Consider the following 19,160-nt stretch of genomic DNA (forward strand, 5'->3'; position numbering starts at 1 on the left):
TTAGAAGTAGTAACCGAAGTTAATGTTAACGCGCTTGTCCCAGCTGTCGCCCATTTCTGGTAGCCCAACGTGGTCGTTGTTAGCGGTCGAGAAGGTCATGTTCTTACCCATAACAAAATCGACCATGGTGTAAGTTGGGCCTGCTGAAATTGCACAACCGGTTACGTTTTGCAGGCTGTTGTCGTAACTAGCATCATCAACATCAGGCGTCATTAAGCCGAAGTCGTTGTAGCACTTAACACTGCCCCAATCCGTAGGAATAGTTTTGGCGAGGTTTAGGTTATACGCCTGACCTTTTGAGGCAATTTCGTACTGCCAGCTAACAACCGATACTGCAATCTTGTTGGCATCCACAGCATCCGCTGCATCGTATTCGTACTGCATTGCCTGCAACTGTAGATTCCAGCCGTTGTAGCTGCTGTCTAAGTGCAGTGCAACAGCGTAACGATCGCCGTTATTACCCGTATTGCTGTTATAGATCTGACCATACTGGACAGAGCCACCAAGGGTTGTTTGACCGCCCTCATGCTCGGCCGTATAAGTTTGGCGCAGGTTGAGCTGGTTAGTCTCTTCGTTATAGTAAGTGATCCCACTGGCTTCAATTTTGCCGCTGTAGATATCAGTCGAATAACGCTTGTTCTCAGATGGACCGTACTCAGCGCTCTTATAGAATGCTAAGTCAGTGTGCCAGCCGTTTTTCTCGTAAACAGCCTTAATACCAGTGTCATGATCATCTTCAAAACCTAAGTAATAAGGAATGCCAAACCAGTAGCTGTTTGAGATGAAATCGCGATTACCAAATGGTACCTTGTTGATACCGACTTGTAGTTGCCAGTCAGGGTTTACATCATAGTATGCGTAACCATATTTAATGTAGTCAGTACCTGAAGTGAAGCGGTATTCGGCTGATAGACCCCAGTCACCGTGCTTGCCATCAAACTTGATTGCCGCCATATCAAAATAAAAGTCACCGCCTTTATCTTTGTTGACTTCATCGTAGTCGCGGTAAGCGTAGTTAACACGTACGGCGCCGCCTAGTTTGATACCATCTTCGGTCTGTTCTGTTGCATAAGCAGCTGAACTCGAAAGTGCGATTGCTGTAGCCACCATCGACAACATAAACTTAGTGGTTTTTCTCATCATCATTCCCTATTACTTTTTTAGATTTTTAAATTAATCAGTCACGTTACATCTCTTCAAACCAAGTGCGGTGGCACTCTGTACAGATTGGTGCTTTCTTCTCGTGCTCTGCGTGACACGCTAGGCAACTTGCGCCTTGGTTGTAATGCAGTGACTTGTGAGGATGCGCTTCTGGAATAGCCAGCTTGCTTTCATCGACAGGAATGCTGTTGATGTCGCCATGACATTCAACGCAAGCTGCGTCAGTAGTGTTTTTCTTACCTGAGCCTTGATGACAAGTTTGGCAACCATCTTGGTAGATAAACTCGTGGTTAATCCGGCCTTCAGTTTTGCCTTTCATCTTGATTAGATCGCCCGCCATGACGTTGCTAGACAGAGCAAGGCCGAGTAGTGCGCTTAGTAATAACTTGTTCATTAGACGGCTCCTTCAAGGTCAGCTTTGATGGTTTCAGACACGATAATGCCCATGACTAGACACTCTAAACAGGAGGTCGAGCTCAAACGGGCTTCACCGTGGATACCGCCGGTAACTTCACCGATAGCGTATAAGTTTTTGATCGGAGCCATAGAGCGGCCATCAATCACGCGTGCACCTAAATCAGTCTTTAGGCCACCCATGCAGTAATGCACTTTTGGCCAAATACGTGACACAACGAATGGGCCAGTAAGCTCTTCTGCGGTATCCATCTTGCGGTTGAATAGTGGGTCTTTACGCTCGCTAACATGCTTGTTGTATTCCTTGATGCTGCGCTTAAGCTCTGCGGCTGGAATATCGAACTTAGCGGCGATCTCATCTAATGAATCAACTTTCCAAGCCATTTCGTCACGCAGGGCGCGCACAACACGGTCGTCTTTGGCGTAGTTGTTGTAGTTGAAGAACACAACTGGGTAGGCAGGGCTACCATCGGCGTTACGGTTTTTCATAATCGCTTCTGAGCAGGTCTTACGGTCTGCACGCTCATCCATAAAGCGTTTACCGTTGAGGACGCTGATCGCTACACCTTGGTGCCAGCCAATAGATAGCAATGCGTTTGACCAACCGAATCCGCCTTCATCTGGAGAACCCCAGTGGCCAGTTTGGATTAGGTTCATGTGTACAGGTAGAGCGCCGTAAGCCATTGCTGTTAGGGTAACTTCACCAGTTGCGCCCATAGCGTTGGTGCAATCAAGCGTTGGATCAAGAGATGGATCAACCGCTTCACGTAGCGCCATGTTCCGCGCGAAACCACCGTTAGCGAGCACGACAGCTTTATTCGCTTTAATAAAAATCGTGGTGCCGGTTTTTAGATCTGGGAAGCGGTAGTTCTTACGAACCTTAACGCCGACGATCTTCTGACCGTCCATAATGAAGTCTTCGATATAGTGCTGTAGGCGATGATCAACACCTTCTTTCACGCCTGCTTCATAGAGTTTGGTGGTGATGTCACCACCAGTACCGTGTTGGGTACGGATTGCGCGTGCTTTATTGTGACCGCCAACTTGAATGTTGAAGCCATCGCGGAATTTAACGCCGGTATCGATACACAGATCGTAAGCATCTAAAGAGCGGTTGGCGATGACACGTAGTGCAGCTTCATTTTGCATGCCACGACCAGATATGATCTGATCTTTGACTAATTCTTCTGGAGAGTCGTCATTTACGCCTTGAGCTAATTGGATAGGATTCTTAGGGATCGCTAACCAACCACCGTTAATGGCTGAGTTACCACCGATCACTTGCATCTTTTCTAAAACAAGTACTGAACCTAAGCCTTGGCGCTTAGCATTTACGGCTGCAGAAAGGCCAGCAAAGCCTGAACCCACAACGATCACGTCAACGCTTTCGTCCCAGTTAATTTCGCCACAGGTTTTAGCTTGTACGGTACCGGGTAATGTTGCCGCTAAACTACCAACGGCAGCACCAGCACTTAGCTTTAAAAAGTTTCTTCTACCTTGCATTTTCTAATTCTCTCAATGGGAATGAGCTAACGATAAACGCAAGTTCAGTTGCTAAAGGTGAACTAAGTCACGCCATTTTTTCAGCGACAAATTTATTCGTGAGTCAGCTCTCGAATAAATTTTCTCTGTCAATATGGAGCGCGATGAGCAGATATTGAATGTGAATGGAATCAAGCTTGAGTTAAAAAATATTACCGCAATGTTTCTATGACGTAATTCACAAAGCCCACCAATAAAGTGGTATTAGCGTGAAGTGAATCCCGATTAGTAAAGAGATATCTATAATCCGAAATTGTTACAAGTGCATAATTAGCCGAATTCGATATACAGGTTTTTTATAGATGAAATGTCCCACTGAAGCATTGCCTATGATGCGCTGCAACCAGATACTCGATGCTGCTGAGCAGCTGATTGAATCGCAAGGTATTGTGTCGTTTAAGTTCTCGCAGCTTGCGAAAGAAGTGGGCTGTTCTACCGGTACCTTGTACAAGTTTTTTGAGCGTAAAGAAGATGTACTCGTCTGCCTATTTTTGCGCAGTGCCACCTCAAATCACCTACCAATTTTTATTAACAAATATCCCGATTTAACCGCGCAAGAAAAAGTGCTGTTACCTATTTTGTTTACATTTGAAACCATCAAACGTAGCAAGAGTTTCTTCACTCTGCGCTCAGTTTCGGTCAATACTATGGTGTGGCAGCTTGCCAGCGATGAGAAAGTTGACCGTTTTAAGAAGCGTATTAATGCATTTTGGGGCTGGTTTACCGACTCGCTTAATGAAGCGGTAGCTAAAGGCGAGCTTGATGCCACGCCACTGCAAGTAAAAGAGTTAGTGCAGGGCATAACCTTCTTCTTAACTGGTTCGTTAACTCAATTTGAAAGTCAGTTGATTGCACCTGAGTACTTATCTAATCGGCGTGAGACTTGTTACCGACATTTAGCGCGCTTAATGGGGCAGTATAAGTGGAGTAAACCGCTCAATCCTGAATTATTTGATTGCCTTGAAAATCGAAGCTCAGCTTTCTTTGATAAGCACTATCGTGATCACATGAGCTGCAGCGCTTGTAGTGCATTAGCGTGTTCCTCAGCCGGTACTAGCGGTGCTTGCGCACGTAATAAAGGCTACGCAGCCTAGATTTATCTGTTGGCAATTCATTATCGTAGCGCTCTTCTTGATGGGGTGGCTGTCCAAATACAAGGGGAAACAAGATGACTAATGTTCATTTTGTTTCCTTTCCCGTAACTGTTCCCTGCTTAATGGTTATGTGCGGCAGCACTCGAACTCACTTGTACCGGGTATGCAATGGCCTCGATACCTTTTAGGTGATAGCCTGTTTTGGCAAATCCCGCTTGCGCACTCTTGATGCTTATAGTGCCAGCGATATACATAGGTTGCTCTAAATCTGGAATGGCAATAGGCACATCAAAAGCGACATGAATTAATTGGTTTGGTGCCGATGGTGGTTTATGAAAACAAGCACCTTGCTGAGGTGTGAGTAAAAAGTTCTTGGTATAACCGCTGTTTTGCCCATCCAATGGCACTATAAATCCTGGAATAATGACTTTTTTACCGTCGAGCTCAAGATTAACATTGGTTTCTGCCGGCAAATCTTTTGGGCCGGGGGCTAAGTTATTCCATAAGATGGAGATAGCCTCTTCGGCCAAAAGGTTTGGGCTAAAAAGTAAGCTCAGTACGAGAATTAGTTTTTTCATATTTAATAAATGAGGCCAAGATGACTTAGCCTCACTCTCTTCAAAGGTTAAGTGGGATTACTTAGTTTTTTGAATAACGTCCCATCCGTAGCCACCATTACCCGAGCGCACTAGCTTAGAGTTAGTGTATGGCACGAAATCGAACATAAGCTGTTCACCTGGACCTACATCTTGTGGCCATTGGTATTTAAATGTTGAGAACTTGCCGTCTAATGGGAACCAGTACATATAGATCAAGTCTTGGTCGTCATAAGTGTTCGGTGTGTAGTGAATCGCTTTACTTGGGATCTCGATGTAATCACCAGGGCCAAATGGTTGCATACGTTCTTGTGCCCAAGTTAGGCCTTCACCGCTTAATCCGTAATAACATTCCATTTCACGGTGGTAGTGTGGCGCAGCAGTGCCTGGAGCAACACGTACTAGACCAATAACTGTTGGCTCGTCGTTAAGCTCTTTCCAACACATACCCACTTCAGAGTCTGACGCGCCGCCTTTAGGGCAAGGAATAAGGTTACTTGGATCATCAACGCGCCAAGTTAACCAGCCCGAGTCATTAGCACCTTTACCGCCATGATCGTTTGACTTGATGCTATAGATATCTTTTTCACCGCTTTGCAGCTCCTTAAGATAAGCCATCGCTTGCTCTTGCTTACAAACCATAGGCATCACTTTGGTTGGCGCATTAATTGTCGATAGCGTTGGCTTTTCATTGTGCCATGGCTTGTCAGCTGGTTTTTCTGCTGCTTGGGCAACACCCATGCCTGCGACTAGCATTGTTGAAACACATAGTAATTTTTTCATCATCATTTCTCTTTAATTTATATTTTAATTGTTTATTTTTTTGTTTAAGCATCCTTGCTCTGCATATGGTTTAGTTATTTAAATTTTGGATAGTCGAAATTATGACAATCCATACAGATAGCTTGCTTCTTGGTGTGCTCGCCGTGACACTCCATGCATGGCGCCTCTAAGCCGTAGTGCATGCTGTCATGCGGATTCTGCTTGGCTTCATGGCCTTCACGTTTGGTTTGCTCAGCAAGTTCGCCCATGTCATGGCACTGCAAGCAAGATTCGTCAGATGGGAATGCTTTTAATCCCTGGTCATGGCAAGTTTTACAACCCTCTTCATATAAGGCTTCGTGGTAGTCACGCTTATCTCTTGCTTGTGCCGAAAGGGCGATAACGCTGCTAAACACCAGCACAAGTAAAGTCGTCATTGGTTTCATGTTGGTATCCTTATACTTTCATCATTGAGCGTGCGGCTGTTACACCGAAGGCCATACAGTCTGGAGTAGAACAGCCACCTAAGCGACTGACTCCGTGTACACCACCTGACACTTCACCAGCGGCATATAAGTTAGGGATAGGCTTGCCGTTTTTAGCGGCAATCACTTCAGCTTTGGTATTGATTTGAATGCCGCCCTGGCAGTAATGCACTTTTGGCCACAAACGCTGCACGATAAATGGCGCAGTTAAGTAGATGCCTGCCCCCATATCCATGCGTTTACCAAACTGAGGATCATCACCTGCTTTGACGTATTTGTTCCAATCGTCAATTTGTTGTTTAAGCGGCTTAAGTGGTAAGTCGAAGTGTTTAGCAATGGCTTCAACGCTATCGAATTCCCAGGCAACGTTATATTTGAGTACGTTTTCTAAAGACGGATCTTTTTGCGCTTCATGTTTAGGCGCAATGAGTAGGGCTGGGTTTGGTTTGCCATCTTTATCGCGACGCTGGATCTCTAGATCTGCGCGGTGCTTACGGTCAGCGGTTTCATTCATGAAACGCATGCCTGTATTACGATCAATAGCGATTGAGTGGGGGAAGTTATACAGTGAGAAACCCGCGCCGTAGCCAAAACCACCTTCATCGGGTGAAGCCCATGGACCAGACTGAATAAAGCTTAGGTGAATAGGCATAGCGCCTTCGGCAAGCATGGCAATTAGACCATCACCTGTAGCACCACGGGCATTAGTATGACCAACTTCATCACCCAATGTTGGATCGAGTGCTTGACGGAAAGCAACGTTTGCAGCAAAGCCTCCAGTTGCGATCAACACACCTTTTTCGGCTTTGACATTAATGAGCTTGCCAGAGTCTTCGTGATCTGTGTGGTAACCCTTGCGTACTTTAATCCCTAATACGCTGCCATCTGCTGCTGTGATGAGTCCTTCAAATTTATGGCGAGTCTTGGTTTTTACTCCATAGCTACGCGCAGTTTTGAGCATAGGGCGAATAAAACCAGCACCGCTGCGCTCAACAACTTGGTGACTGCGAGTCGCACTGGTGCCGCCAGTATTGATAATGTGATCGCGATAGACGCAGCCACAGTCTTTGGTTAATTGGTAAATGTATGGGCCAAGTTCAGCACTATGGCGTAACAGCTCTTCACTGGCATAACCTCTACCCGATGCTAATTGGTCTTTCACCATTAAGTCGGCACTATCTTTAATACCGAGCTTTTTCTGTAGATCTGTATCGGCGAAGCAGGCTTGACCAGCGTTCAGGGTAGAGTTACCCCCATAAACGCCGAGCTTTTCGAAAACGACAATATCTTTAGCGCCCAGTTTACCTGCTTCAACTGCAGCGGCTAGACCGGCAAAACCAGAACCAACAATAACCACTTCATGGGTTTCATCCCATTTTATATTTGATGATTGAGCATTTACTGTAAGTGGGGCAAAAGCGCCAACTGCAGCAGCTCCTGCTCCAAATTTTAAAAATGAACGTCTTGTTTGCATATTTTTAGTCTCCATTTAAATTGGAATAACAATATGCCTGCACAAGAAACCCAAATATGCGCGAACTCACACTTTATATTGGGGGAGAAAGTTTTTTGTGGCATCCATCAAGAAAATGTTTCTTTTAAGTATCTAAACCCCTGGTTATTTGTAATAACATCAATAATGTTTTTTCATTCTTTTTTATATTTTTCATATATTAAAATATGCATTGTCCACATAATAATTTAGATGCGATAAGGTGTAACCAGCTCTTGAATGTGGCTGAGGAACTAATTGATAATCAAGGTGTTGTATCTTTTAGGTTTGCGCAGATCGCCAAAGGCGCAGGCTGCTCTACTAATACCTTATATAAATACTTTGAATCTAAAGAAGACGTACTTGTATGTTTGTTTTTAAGAAATACAACGTCTAGCCAAATTCCAGTTTTTATAAATGAAAACCCTAATTTAAATACTTATGAAAGATCTGTTCTTGCCGTTTTATTTACGTTTGAAGTTGTGAAGAGAAGTCCAATATTTAATGTTTTGCGAGTTGTAGCTATCAATAGTATGTTTTGGCAATTAGCCAGCTCTGAAAAGGTCGATATTCTAAAAAATCGGGTTAATTTATTTTGGAGTAATATAAAACGGCCTTTAGAAGAAGCGGTAAAACAAGGAAATCTTAAAGCAACCCAAGTTGAAATTGATGACTTAAGCCAAGCACTTTATTTCTTTTTGGCGGGAGCGACCTCTTCATATGAGAGTCGCTTGATGGATCAGCAATACTTTGTGAGTGGCGACGATATTGCTTACCGGCATATCAGCCGTTTAATGAATCACTACCAATGGCGAGAGCCGATAACGCGTGAAATGATGCAGAATTTATCACTTCGTATTAGTGCATTTCTAGATAAAGGCCATGGCAGCATACGTAGTTGTGAAACATGCTTATGCATTGGTAAGCGCTCGGATTGTACTAGCAAGAGTTCTTCTAAAGCGGGATTGAAATCGTTAGCTTTAAACTGAAGATCTTGAAGCTAGCCCCCGTTTTACTTGACTTTTTTATGACCACTGATAGGCTGCTCAGTCAGTAATCAAGGTGGTATACAATGCAAATAACTTATAATTTAAAACCTGCGTTAGAGCGCCGAACCGAGCAGTTTAAGCCGACAACAAATGTGGGCTTCGGTAACCTCAGAACTGACCACATGTTTTTAATGGATTATCGCGACGGCGAGTGGTGTGATCCAAGAGTCGTTCCTTATGGCCCATTTCAAGTCGCACCGGGCGCCATCGCGTTGCATTATGGTCAGTCTGTTTTTGAAGGCGCCAAAGCCTTCCAACATGACGACGGCGAAATCTATACTTTCCGCATAGACAAAAATGCCGAGCGACTCAACCGTTCTGCAGACATTCTGTGTATTCCTGCGTTATCAGAGCAGATGCAGGTTGATGCCATCAATGCCTTGATTGATGTCGATCGTTTATGGTTCCCGATGCAAGAAGGGGCCTGTCTGTATATTCGTCCATTTATCTTTGCCACAGAAGATCGTCTATCGGTTAGCCCGAGCGAGCAATACACCTTCTGCGTAATGTTAAGCCCGAGCGGCCCCTACTATAGCGATGGTTTCGATAAGGCGATTCGTTTATTGATTAGTGAGCGTTTCCACCGTGCAGTATCGGGTGGCACTGGCGCCTCAAAGGCTGCGGGTAACTACGCCGCATCGCTAAAAGCGGGCAAGGCGGCGGCAGAATATGGCGCCGCGCAGGTATTGTACCTAGATGCTAATAATAAGCAGATTGAAGAAGTGGGCGCGATGAACCACTTCCACGTGCTAAAAGACGGCAGCATTATTATCCCTAAATTTACCGACACCATCTTAAAGTCGATTACCTCACAGTCAATCCTCGATTTGGGCGAGTTACTGGGCTGCGAAGTACGCCAAGAAACAGTGATGCTTGATCAGTTTATTAGTGATATTGAGTCGGGTGAGATTATTGAGGCAGGTGGCTTTGGTACCGCAGCGGTAGTATCGCCAGTGGGTTCTTATATCTTCGAAGATAATCGTGTAGTGACGGTTGGCGATGGTGGTGTAGGTGAGCACACTAAGCGCATCTATAAGGTATTGACTGATATCCAGAAGGGGCTTATTCAAGGGCCTGCTGGCTGGGTACAACACGTGAAGCGAGTGCAGGCTTAACCTTCTTCTCTGATTTAGTTAACCAAACTCACTTAAAGGCTCCTTGTGGAGCCTTTTTTGTTTTGTGCTAATCCACAGGCTTCAACCGATGATCTCTTTGAGTTTATCTACTCATGGTGATGGCAATCAGTTGAGGCTAGTTGGTGATAGCCATATCCCAGAGCCCATTAGAGACTACCCACCATAGTTGGCGTATCAGCGAATATTAAACGAGAACAACTTTCGACACTTAATGGGCGGCTTAATAGGTACCCTTGAACTTGATCGCAATGATGTTGTTTCAAGAATGCCATTTGCTGCTCATTTTCAACTCCTTCTGCAATAACATTCAGGTTCAAAATCTTAGCTAATCCGATAATCGCAATAATGATCTTGTTTTCATTACTGTTGTCATCGATATCGCTCACAAACTCTCGATCAATTTTTAGGGTATCAAAAGGAAAGCGATTTAAGTAACTAAGGCTGGAGTACCCGGTGCCAAAGTCATCAATAGCAAGGATAACGCCGAGCTTTTTCATTTGATTAAGTGCTCTAGTTGAGTCAGTTGGATGATTCATTATCGCTGACTCGGTAATTTCGAGCTCCAGCGATCTTGAAGGTAGGTTTGAAATACCCAAGGCGATTTCAATAACAGAGCAAATATCATTGTTGAGCTGTTTAGCTGACAGATTGACGGCCATGGTGAGGTGAGTGAGCCCTTGCTGATGCCATTGGGCAAGTTGTAAGCATGCCTGTTCTAGTACCCATTGCCCAATAGGCACTATGCTGCCACTGTCTTCTGCGATTGGAATAAATTCGTCTGGAGATATCTCTCCTAACTCTTGAGAGCGCCAACGAAGTAGAGCTTCAAAGCCAATGATCTTTCTAGATGTAAGGCTAAATTTAGGCTGATAAACAATGCTCATTTCATTATTTTTGATAGCTTGTTTTAAATTGGCCTCTATTTGTAACTGTCGGCTACGGGTCTCATTCAATGATTGGCTATAAAACTGAAAGTTATCCCTTCCCATTGATTTGGCGTAATACATTGCAGTATCTGCATACTTGAGCAGGTCATCACTGTTATGAGCGTCTTCAGGGTAAAGGCTTACACCGATAGAAGGTGATACATTAAATAGCTTTCGGTCCAGTACAAATGGTGCTTTAAAAGCATTAATAATGTTATTCGCAACAACCTCTGATGATGTGCGCTTTTGACCACAATTTTCGAGGATAATGGTGAACTCATCTCCCCCCAGTCTCGCTACCGTATCATCACTGCGGACAGCTTTTAATAGCCTGCTTGAAACTTGTTTAAGCAGCTGATCACCAATATGATGCCCCATTGAGTCATTAATAAACTTAAAATGGTCGAGATCAATGAATAGTATCGCCATCGACTGATGCGCAATATCAGCTCTGCGAATCGCTTCAGCTAAATTATCGTGAAAGAGTGAGCGGTTAGGTAGACCTGTTAAAGGGTCAAAATTAGCAAGTAGCCTAAGTTTCTCCTCTGATTGTTTTCGGGAAGTAATATCGCTAAAAACGCCAACAAAGTGGCCATGTTCTTGTTGTTGGTCAAAGACTTTATTAACCTCTAACCAAGCAAGAATACACTGTTTGCTGCGGCTATTTAGGCTCACTTCTCCAACCCAGTGATCATGTTGAACGAGTTGTTGCTCCACCTTTTGTTGGGCGTTCTCGCAATTGGTACCGATAATGAGATGGAGGAAGTGCTTGCCTATCATCTCTTCTTTGCTAAAGCCTGTTATGCGGGTAAATGCAGGATTCACAGAGGTTATAATATAGTCAGTATTCGCTACGATAACCGCCTCGTTAATGCTGTTAAGCACTTGAGATGATAATTTGAGATCATTCTCAACGATTTTTCGAGAAGTAATATCTTGGTGAGTGCCTGACATGCGAATGGGTTGATCTTTGGTATCAAACTCGACAACCTTGCCTCGGTCAAGTAACCACATCCATGTATTGTCTTTCTGTTTTATACGGTATTCAGCTTCGAAGTAGCGACTTTCACCAGATAGATGTGCCTCGAGTTGCTTCTGCACACGAGGCTTATCTTCAGGGTGCATGATGCAGAGCAAAGTCTTGTTATTCTCACTAAACAGCTTAGGGTTGATGATATTGGTTCTAAAGACACTATTTTCTATAATATTCCAATCCCACATGCCATCACCTGACGCCCATAAGGCGAGCTTTAGGCGTTCTTCTGAAAGGCGAATGCTAGATTGAATCGACTTCTCCTTTTTGTGCCTATTCTTAAGTTTAACCATTAGCCTGATAAGGAATATGGCTAAGATTATGCGAAAAGCCCACAAATAAGGATTAATGTCTCTAGTAATGTAGCTTTTTAGTTGTAGTGGAAACCCTTCATTATTGGTTATGGCGTAGAAGAGTGGAGCATAAACTAACTGATTATGACTAATATATTTAGACAGTTCAGAGTCAGGTAATTGACTTACCGATACCGGGCAATATGGCAGTACTTGCTCTACTCCTAACTCAACTTGGTTAATCAATATTGAATGAGGCTTTTGCTCTGCAATAACTGAACCTGAGAACAATATGCAGCATAACATGATGCAAAATAACGTTAATGATAACACTTGAGGCATGAACGTAATGCTATGGTTGTGATGGTAATTTAAACAGTTTATACATTAACTTTAACGTATAAACAAGTGTATATGCACATGTTTATGTGTTGAATCGGGTGAGATTATCGAAGCGGGCGGTTTTGGCACTGCGGCCGTGGTATCGCCAGTGGGTTCTTATATCTTCGAAGATAATCGTGTAGTGACGGTTGGCGATGGTGGTGTAGGTGAGAACACTAAGCGCATCTATAAGGTATTGACTGATATCCAGAAGGGGCTTATTCAAGGACCTGCTGGCTGGGTGCAACACGTGAAGCGAGTGCAGCTTTAATAACGCATTTGGTTGAATGTAAAAGGCTCCTTATGGAGCCTTTTTTATGGATATTATTTTAAAGTGGGTCTTTTAAGGTGCTGCTCGTTAAGAGTGCATTTTTTTAAAATTCAACAATGGTGTTAACCATCACTGCTTGGCGACTAAAGTTTTTCGCAGTGGGGTAAAACTGATAATTGCTTACATCTGTTAGCTTTTCTGCGGGGATCTTAGTTCCATCGACCGTGCTAACCATATTGACCTGTTTCATAGCCCCTGAAGTGTCAATGATAAACGAAACCGCATAGCTGGTTTTCTTATGTGAGCTAGTTGCTGATTGGGGGAATATTTGTTGCCAGCTGATAAGGGTATCTTTTGTTACCCAAAAGTAAGCCATCTCGCTAGCGTTGAGCTTTATCGGTGATTGCGTTGCGTGGGAGAGCCCTTGATTTGCACAACCCGCGACATTAAGCAAAAACAGGGTGACGAATAAGATACGAGCTCGCTTAAATGTGTGATACAAAATAACATCCTTGTTGCAATCGTGTTAAGTCTGAGGGCAGGTTATCTTTTATCACTGACTAAGTCTAGTCAACAAGTTGACATGCTTAGAGCATGAACAGGCTTTTGTAGTGTAAGGCTTGTAATCTTGTGAAGATGGCTTTGGTATTACTTTTTATATTAGATAACGCTGTGGTGTATAGGGGGAAAGTTAGGTTTATAAGCTGTTTGATTTAGGCGTGATTTAATTGACGAAAGACTGCAGAGTCTGTCTAAACGGAAGGAAGAGCTGAATAGAGAGCTTAGCTTACCTATTCAGCTGCAACTTAGGTTTATTTTGAGGGGCTTGGCTTGTCGATAATATGCTCGCTAGATGGATTGTGCTTGAGCATTAACTGATGGATCTCTTCGTCTTTCCTTCCCCAAAGCTCATTGAGCCAGCGTTGAAAATCCACTCGGTAAGCGGCTTCTGAGAAATAGCGCTTATTATCGACCTCGGGTACCGGGAGGACTTTTACCCGCACTACAATCTTCTTTAAGCGACCATGCATCACTTCGTACAAAGCATCTTTTTTAAATGCGTCAGGGTAAAGAACTGTGACGTCGAGTACGTTAGTAAACTGTTCACCCATGGCCGATAGAGCAAAGGCGATGCCGCCTGCTTTAGGGCGTAGTAGATAACGGTAAGGAGAATCTTGGCGAGCGTGCTTTTCTGCAGTGAAGCGGCTACCCTCGACGTAGTTGATAATCGAGGTAGGCATGTTGCGAAACTTTTTACAGGCTCGGCGAGTCGACTTTAAGTCCTTACCTTTAAGCTTTGGGTTTTTCTTTAGCTTGGCAGGACTGGTGCGGGTCATAAACGGCATATCTAGCGCCCAGCAGCCTAAACCTAAGAAGGGCACATACATGAGCTCTTTTTTGAGGAAGAACTTAAGCATTGGAATATGATTACGCAATACATAGGTCTGCGCCGCAATATCGAACCCACTAAGGTGATTACTGATCAGTAAGTACCAGCTATGCTTATCTAGGTTTTCTAAGCCTTCTATATCCCATTCGATATCGGCTAATAGGAAAAGGATCCCACCATTACAGGTTGCCCAAGCCCACATGAAGCGGTTCATGATATGGGTTAAACCGTTACGAGCAGCGGTAAAAGGCAGTAGCAGCTTGATGATGCCGCCTATGCTAATCAATGACGCCCATAAAACCGTGTTGATGATTAATAGCAGGGTGCTTATGAAATATAAGACTGGTCCAGGTAAAAAGTTTAACATCTGACTATTACGCCTCTTCTCGGGTTTCTCTTGGTTGTGCCAACTGGGTGAGTACCTGATCTTTTTGCTGCCAAATCAGGTTTAATTGCTCTTGGAATTGGATCTTAAACTGGCGATCTTTAATGTAATCGCCACGCAGCTTGTCATCGATATCGCAAACCTCAATATGCACTCTGACTTCATCTACTTGGCCACTGATAAACTCCCAGTAAGTTGGAACCTTGCCGGGATAATAGATCGAGACATTAACGAGCTTATGGATATGTTCACCCATAGCCGACAACGCAAATGCCATTCCGCCCGCTTTAGGCTTGAGTAGGTGATTGAAAGGAGAGTTTTGTTTACCGTGTTTACTGGCATGGAAGCGAGTGCCCTCCACAAAGTTCATCACACTTACTGGCTTACTTTTAAATTTGGCACAAGCTTTACGGGTGATCTCAATATCTTTGCCTCTAAGCTTAGGGTTTCTCTTTAGCTGAGCCGTGCTATAGCGACGCATAAAGGGGAAATCTAATGCCCACCAGGCGAGTCCAAGTACAGGAACAAAAATCAGCTCCTGCTTTAAGAAGAACTTTAAGAAAGGGATCTTACGATTCAACACTCGTTGCAAGATAAGGATGTCTACCCAAGATTGGTGATTAGCGATAACCATGTACCACTCTTTAGTCGATAGCTGGCTATCACCTTCAAGGGTTAACTTTATGGGATGGAGTAGATTTTCGATAGCGCCATTGACGCTGATCCAGGCACTGGCACAAAAATCGAGAAAGTAGGTGCAGGCCTTGCGAGTCGAGGCTAAAGGAATGAGTTTGAAAATACTCATTATTAATATGGGGGTCACCCAAAATAGGGTATTAATAAAATAGCAGAAAAAGGCGAAACTTCCCCTAATGCGTGACACTATCGCACCCATTCAGAACCTCGAGAAAAAAATTGGAGACCTATAGTACTCGTTGTCAGCTTTTGTCTCAATCTAGATGTTAAATTTTACCCGTTAACTCACGACTAAATTAGTGCTTTTGAGGAAGTTTGTTAGCAATGTTCAAGTTGTTATGAGGCGTAATCTGCATTGCTTTAAAAAATAATAAGCCCCAGCATAAAACTAGGGCTTAGGTAGAATAAAGTAGTTAATGCTTGAGAAGGTAGGTTCTTAGCTCCGAAGCCGGTAAGGCTTTAGAATATAGCCAGCCCTGATGCAGGTGTACGCCTAAGTTTTTAAGTAGCTCAGCCTGCTCTTTGGTTTCAACCCCTTCTGCAATAAGAGAAATACCCATCTCTTTGGCTATAGCGACATATGAGCGGATGAGGAAAGGCTGATTATTCTCAACCGATAGTAGTCGAGTGAAAGCCTTATTGATCTTAAAGCAATCAAACTCTAATTGCTGGATAAGCATGCCACCACCATAGCCTATGCCGACATCATCAAGCTTGATGCGGCAACCAAGTTGTTTACAGCCGGCGACAAACTCATGTATTTGTTGCCAAGATTCAACAGGCTGTCGCTCGGTAAGCTCGAAACATAATTGATCTACAGGATAGCCCTTATTAGCCAGCAGCTGCAGATAAGGTAGCAGCTGCCCCTGCTCAATCAGCTTGGCACTAATATTGATACTGCACTTGGCTATTTGATTACTTCGAAGTAAAGACTTCAATTCACTTAGTGCAGTTTTTATCATCCACTTGGTCAGTTCAGGCATCACAGAGTCTTGTTCAAGTATGCCTATATAGCTGCCCGTCTCCCAGTATTGGTCATCTTTTTTACGCCACCTCAATAGGGTTTCCACACCAAATGTTTGTTCATTTTCGGTGTCGACAATAGGTTGATAAGCTAAATAAAAGCTCTCATTCTTAAATGCACAATAGAAGCGGCGGTGCCAGTAGAATTTAATGAGTTGAGGGCTAACCAGATAAAGTACGCCAGCCAACAAAGCTGTAGGAATGAGCAACAATAAAAAGATCGTTAACCACAGTTGATTTCTGGCACTTTCATTGGCTATTAAGGTATAGGCAAAATCTGAGTCTTTGGACTGATAGCCGATGCTGGCAAATGGATTCCCATCAGTATTCTGAGCCATCCAATTTTTACCATTTACGGTAACTTTTATGCCGCCACACATTTGGCATTCAGCAAGGATCTTATTGATAGCATCAGCCGATTGAACAGGTACAAACACTTTTGCTGTGCCATCTATCACACTGGCATAAATGGTCTGCTGCTTGTTAAAGGTACGCGCATCATCAGCTTGGACTAAGGCGTTACCGTCGATATCACGGTATATTATTTCTCCACCTGCAGGAACAGGCCAGCGGCCAATAGCTGAGCAGATAGTATTTTCACCAATAAATCTTACCCAAGGTACAGGTTGGGCATTTTGTACGAATAATTTTTTTTTGAGTAATTCTATGGTCTCGTCTGAGCAATAAGTTTCTTGCTCTTGTTGCAGCATCGTCTGCACTTCTTTCATCTGCACTTTAGCTGTTAGATGTCTTTGTTGATATTTTTGATCTATCTGCTTGGCAACGCTTGTCAGCTGGTGGGTTAACCAGTAGTGACTGAGTCCGAGCGAGGTGATCATTAAAATGATAAAAAGAAGGCCTGCGGTAAGGGATTTTATCGCATTTGGACTGTTATATTTGAATGTACTAGGCATGGCCATTATGAATTAACTATAAGAAAAAATTAAATAAAAGATGATATTAGTGGGTCAGTGGTTGACTGGAAATATTAGCAAAACAGATCATTAACATTTTTGAATTCGCGTTATTAAGGTTGTTCTGATTACGCGAATGCTGCGAAAGCGATTGTTAAGTATGATCAAAGTAAATAAATGTTTGCTACTTCAATACCATCGAGTTAACGAAGCTGGCGGAATTTACTGCAATCTGAGCTTTGATACAACTTATTTCTGTGTCTTGAGCAAAGATAATGAGTTAACAGATCTCTTAATTCCGCCATTTGTTATAACAGCCATTCAGAATAACACAGTGTCATTGCCTCGAAAGGGATGAAAGTAAGCGATCCATAGCGCGGTAGCCGAGTGCTTGTGCGATGTGGGCGCGACTGACGTTATCTTGTTGTTGAAGATCGGCAATGGTGCGAGCCACCCGCTGTAGCCGATGATAACTACGCACCGACAGTCCGAGTCGATGCACGCTTTGCTCTAAAAAGACCAAGTCATCATCGTTAAACCTAGCATCTTGTTTCAGTTGTTTGCCGGAAAGTTCACTATTGAGTACGCCAGAGCGGGCGAGTTGACATTCTCTGGCTTGATGTACTCGATTAGCTACTGTGTCGCTGGTTTCAGCATTACTATTGTGACTATTGAGTGCACCAATAGGCAGCTTAGGTACATCTATGGTCAGATCGAAACGATCGAGAAAAGGCCCTGATAATTTACTCAGGTAACGCTGGATCTGTTCATTGCTGGCTCTGGCATTGTCGCTATCGCCGCAAGGGCTTGGGTTCATGGCTGCGATGAGCTGAAAGCGGCTGGCAAAGGTCAGCTTGGCCGCTGCTCGGGAGATACTCACCTCGCCAGTTTCCATCGGTTCACGCAGACAATCGAGCACTTTTCTCGGAAATTCAGCCACCTCATCGAGAAAAAGCACTCCTCTATGGGCTAATGATATTTCACCGGGTTTAGGTTGAGCGCCACCACCCACCAGTGACACCGCCGAACAGGTGTGGTGCGGACTCCTAAAAGGCCGCTGATAAAAGCTAGTGGGTTTGATACTGCGCCCGGCAACAGAGTGAATGGCGGCAACCTCCAGCGCTTCGTCATAATTTAACTTGGGTAATAGCTGCATCATGCGGCTAGCTAGCATGGTTTTGCCTGTACCGGGGGGCCCAAGTAACAGCAAGTTATGGTTGCCCGCAGCAGCAATCTCTAACGCTTGTTTAGCCTGATATTGGCCTATTACCTCACTTAAACACGATGTTTTAGGCTCAGGGCTCTGGGTTAGCCATTCGAGGTTAGTATCGATACTCGGCAGTTGTGACTGACCATGGAGGTATGCTGCTAGCGATTGCAGATGGGTAGCGAAGCAGACTTTCTCAAAGCCAACGAGTTCGGCATCGTCACGGTTATCAATCGGCAATACTAAGGTGCTATTTTGCTTGCTGGCTTCGACGATTACTGGCAGTAGGCCTTGGCAGTAACGCACATGGCCAGAAAGCGCCAGTTCGCCAACAAATTCGTGTTGGTCTATGGACTTAAGCGGGATCTGTTTCGAGGCGGCGAGGATCCCTATGGCGATAGGCAAGTCATAACGTCCGCCTTGTTTGGGAAGGTCTGCCGGGGCAAGGTTTACTGTTATGCGGCGCATTGGGAACTCAAACCCAGCGTTAATCAGCGCGCTACGCACTCGCTCTTTCGCCTCTTTGACAGAGGCTTCGGGCAATCCAACTAAATTAAATGCGGGGAGTCCATTGCTTAAGTGGACTTCAACTTGCACGGCAGGGGCTTGGACACCGTGGCTAGCACGGGTGGCAACACAGGCGATGGGCATAAACAAATCCTTTTGTTTTATTTATTGTTTTTAGTTTAGCTAAAGTTTGCTGGTTTGCTTAACGTAGCAAACGGTGACTTGTTGTTAGCAATCAAACTTCGTTTGATAAATGTAATCAGGCTACGCCTGACCAAAGTCGTGAGCTTCCAGCTCACACACGGGCAAGAGGGGGGCTACAGCTCCCCCCTCTTGGCTATTTCATTCATAAAGAGTCCCAGCCGCCCCGACGAAGTTGTTGATCCTCATGCTTATGGATAAA

The 19,160-nt window shown here is 44.2% G+C and carries 16 protein-coding genes and 1 pseudogene; 4 read left to right on the forward strand and 13 right to left on the reverse strand.

What is annotated here, in order from left to right:
- From K5Q73_RS11620 to K5Q73_RS11630, 3 genes are read right to left on the reverse strand one after another with little or no spacing between them, the layout of a single operon-like run.
- Positions 1-1,143 carry an OprO/OprP family phosphate-selective porin gene (locus K5Q73_RS11620; RefSeq protein WP_220765430.1) on the reverse strand — a complete coding sequence of 381 codons (1,143 nt, stop codon included), beginning with the start codon at positions 1,141-1,143 and terminating at the stop codon, positions 1-3.
- A gap of 43 nt (positions 1,144-1,186) precedes the next feature.
- Positions 1,187-1,555, reverse strand: a complete 369-nt coding sequence (locus tag K5Q73_RS11625) for a cytochrome c3 family protein (protein ID WP_220765411.1) — start codon at positions 1,553-1,555, stop codon at positions 1,187-1,189.
- On the reverse strand, positions 1,555-3,078 hold the full coding sequence (locus K5Q73_RS11630) for a flavocytochrome c (protein WP_220765410.1): 1,524 nt from the start codon (positions 3,076-3,078) through the stop codon (positions 1,555-1,557). The genes K5Q73_RS11625 and K5Q73_RS11630 overlap by 1 nt, the downstream gene beginning before the upstream one ends.
- Positions 3,079-3,419: 341 nt before the next feature.
- On the opposite strand from K5Q73_RS11630, the gene K5Q73_RS11635 reads away from it, so the two are divergent.
- On the forward strand, positions 3,420-4,211 hold the full coding sequence (locus K5Q73_RS11635) for a TetR/AcrR family transcriptional regulator (RefSeq protein ID WP_220765409.1): 792 nt from the start codon (positions 3,420-3,422) through the stop codon (positions 4,209-4,211).
- A gap of 119 nt (positions 4,212-4,330) precedes the next feature.
- On the opposite strand, the gene K5Q73_RS11640 is transcribed toward K5Q73_RS11635, so the two are convergent.
- The 4 genes from K5Q73_RS11640 to K5Q73_RS11655 form a co-directional block, all read right to left on the reverse strand.
- Complete coding sequence (locus K5Q73_RS11640) at positions 4,331-4,789, reverse strand: DUF3299 domain-containing protein (protein ID WP_220765408.1); 459 nt, start codon at positions 4,787-4,789, stop codon at positions 4,331-4,333.
- Positions 4,790-4,846: 57 nt separating this feature from the next.
- A complete protein-coding gene (locus K5Q73_RS11645; RefSeq protein ID WP_259650834.1) occupies positions 4,847-5,590 on the reverse strand; it encodes a cupin domain-containing protein in 744 nt (247 codons plus the stop codon).
- 74 nt (positions 5,591-5,664) lie between these two features.
- Positions 5,665-6,015 carry a cytochrome c3 family protein gene (locus K5Q73_RS11650; RefSeq protein ID WP_220765406.1) on the reverse strand — a complete coding sequence of 117 codons (351 nt, stop codon included), beginning with the start codon at positions 6,013-6,015 and terminating at the stop codon, positions 5,665-5,667.
- Between the two features lie 10 nt (positions 6,016-6,025).
- Positions 6,026-7,528 (reverse strand): flavocytochrome c, encoded by a 1,503-nt coding sequence (locus tag K5Q73_RS11655; protein ID WP_259650833.1) that lies wholly within the window; start codon positions 7,526-7,528, stop codon positions 6,026-6,028.
- A gap of 260 nt (positions 7,529-7,788) precedes the next feature.
- Here K5Q73_RS11655 and K5Q73_RS11660 point away from each other — a divergent pair, with 260 nt between their 5' ends.
- Positions 7,789-8,535, forward strand: a complete 747-nt coding sequence (locus tag K5Q73_RS11660; protein WP_259650835.1) for a TetR/AcrR family transcriptional regulator — start codon at positions 7,789-7,791, stop codon at positions 8,533-8,535.
- Between the two features lie 83 nt (positions 8,536-8,618).
- Positions 8,619-9,710, forward strand: coding sequence for a branched-chain amino acid aminotransferase (locus K5Q73_RS11665; RefSeq protein ID WP_220765403.1), 1,092 nt, complete (start codon positions 8,619-8,621; stop codon positions 9,708-9,710).
- 167 nt (positions 9,711-9,877) lie between these two features.
- On the opposite strand, the gene K5Q73_RS11670 is transcribed toward K5Q73_RS11665, so the two are convergent.
- Positions 9,878-12,325, reverse strand: a complete 2,448-nt coding sequence (locus tag K5Q73_RS11670; RefSeq protein ID WP_220765402.1) for a bifunctional diguanylate cyclase/phosphodiesterase — start codon at positions 12,323-12,325, stop codon at positions 9,878-9,880.
- Between the two features lie 88 nt (positions 12,326-12,413).
- Between K5Q73_RS11670 and K5Q73_RS11675 the strand changes: the two are divergent.
- Positions 12,414-12,635: pseudogene (locus K5Q73_RS11675) on the forward strand (branched-chain amino acid aminotransferase); the annotation flags it as partial.
- A gap of 103 nt (positions 12,636-12,738) precedes the next feature.
- Here K5Q73_RS11675 and K5Q73_RS11680 read toward each other — a convergent pair.
- The 5 genes from K5Q73_RS11680 to K5Q73_RS11700 form a co-directional block, all read right to left on the reverse strand.
- Positions 12,739-13,137, reverse strand: coding sequence for a hypothetical protein (locus K5Q73_RS11680; RefSeq protein ID WP_220765401.1), 399 nt, complete (start codon positions 13,135-13,137; stop codon positions 12,739-12,741).
- Positions 13,138-13,447: 310 nt separating this feature from the next.
- On the reverse strand, positions 13,448-14,392 hold the full coding sequence (locus K5Q73_RS11685) for an acyltransferase (protein WP_220765400.1): 945 nt from the start codon (positions 14,390-14,392) through the stop codon (positions 13,448-13,450).
- Positions 14,393-14,399: 7 nt separating this feature from the next.
- On the reverse strand, positions 14,400-15,305 hold the full coding sequence (locus K5Q73_RS11690; protein WP_220765399.1) for an acyltransferase: 906 nt from the start codon (positions 15,303-15,305) through the stop codon (positions 14,400-14,402).
- 214 nt (positions 15,306-15,519) lie between these two features.
- The gene (locus K5Q73_RS11695) at positions 15,520-17,049 is read right to left on the reverse strand and encodes an EAL domain-containing protein (RefSeq protein WP_220765398.1); all 1,530 of its coding nucleotides are present in this window, start codon (positions 17,047-17,049) and stop codon (positions 15,520-15,522) included.
- A gap of 331 nt (positions 17,050-17,380) precedes the next feature.
- Positions 17,381-18,901 carry a YifB family Mg chelatase-like AAA ATPase gene (locus K5Q73_RS11700; RefSeq protein WP_220765397.1) on the reverse strand — a complete coding sequence of 507 codons (1,521 nt, stop codon included), beginning with the start codon at positions 18,899-18,901 and terminating at the stop codon, positions 17,381-17,383.
- Positions 18,902-19,160 lie beyond the last annotated feature (259 nt).

It is taken from the genome of Shewanella sp. MBTL60-112-B2 (genome assembly GCF_019655055.1).
In the GTDB taxonomy this organism is placed as follows: domain Bacteria; phylum Pseudomonadota; class Gammaproteobacteria; order Enterobacterales; family Shewanellaceae; genus Shewanella.

Coding starts and splice junctions, on each gene's coding strand:
- K5Q73_RS11620 (WP_220765430.1), bottom strand. CDS start 1,143: ATGATGAGAAAAACCACTAAGTTTATGTTGTCGATGGTGGCTACAGCA.
- K5Q73_RS11625 (WP_220765411.1), bottom strand. CDS start 1,555: ATGAACAAGTTATTACTAAGCGCACTACTCGGCCTTGCTCTGTCTAGC.
- K5Q73_RS11630 (WP_220765410.1), bottom strand. CDS start 3,078: ATGCAAGGTAGAAGAAACTTTTTAAAGCTAAGTGCTGGTGCTGCCGTT.
- K5Q73_RS11635 (WP_220765409.1), top strand. CDS start 3,420: ATGAAATGTCCCACTGAAGCATTGCCTATGATGCGCTGCAACCAGATA.
- K5Q73_RS11640 (WP_220765408.1), bottom strand. CDS start 4,789: ATGAAAAAACTAATTCTCGTACTGAGCTTACTTTTTAGCCCAAACCTT.
- K5Q73_RS11645 (WP_259650834.1), bottom strand. CDS start 5,590: ATGAAAAAATTACTATGTGTTTCAACAATGCTAGTCGCAGGCATGGGT.
- K5Q73_RS11650 (WP_220765406.1), bottom strand. CDS start 6,015: ATGAAACCAATGACGACTTTACTTGTGCTGGTGTTTAGCAGCGTTATC.
- K5Q73_RS11655 (WP_259650833.1), bottom strand. CDS start 7,528: ATGCAAACAAGACGTTCATTTTTAAAATTTGGAGCAGGAGCTGCTGCA.
- K5Q73_RS11665 (WP_220765403.1), top strand. CDS start 8,619: ATGCAAATAACTTATAATTTAAAACCTGCGTTAGAGCGCCGAACCGAG.
- K5Q73_RS11670 (WP_220765402.1), bottom strand. CDS start 12,325: ATGCCTCAAGTGTTATCATTAACGTTATTTTGCATCATGTTATGCTGC.
- K5Q73_RS11685 (WP_220765400.1), bottom strand. CDS start 14,392: ATGTTAAACTTTTTACCTGGACCAGTCTTATATTTCATAAGCACCCTG.
- K5Q73_RS11690 (WP_220765399.1), bottom strand. CDS start 15,305: ATGGGTGCGATAGTGTCACGCATTAGGGGAAGTTTCGCCTTTTTCTGC.
- K5Q73_RS11695 (WP_220765398.1), bottom strand. CDS start 17,049: ATGGCCATGCCTAGTACATTCAAATATAACAGTCCAAATGCGATAAAA.
- K5Q73_RS11700 (WP_220765397.1), bottom strand. CDS start 18,901: ATGCCCATCGCCTGTGTTGCCACCCGTGCTAGCCACGGTGTCCAAGCC.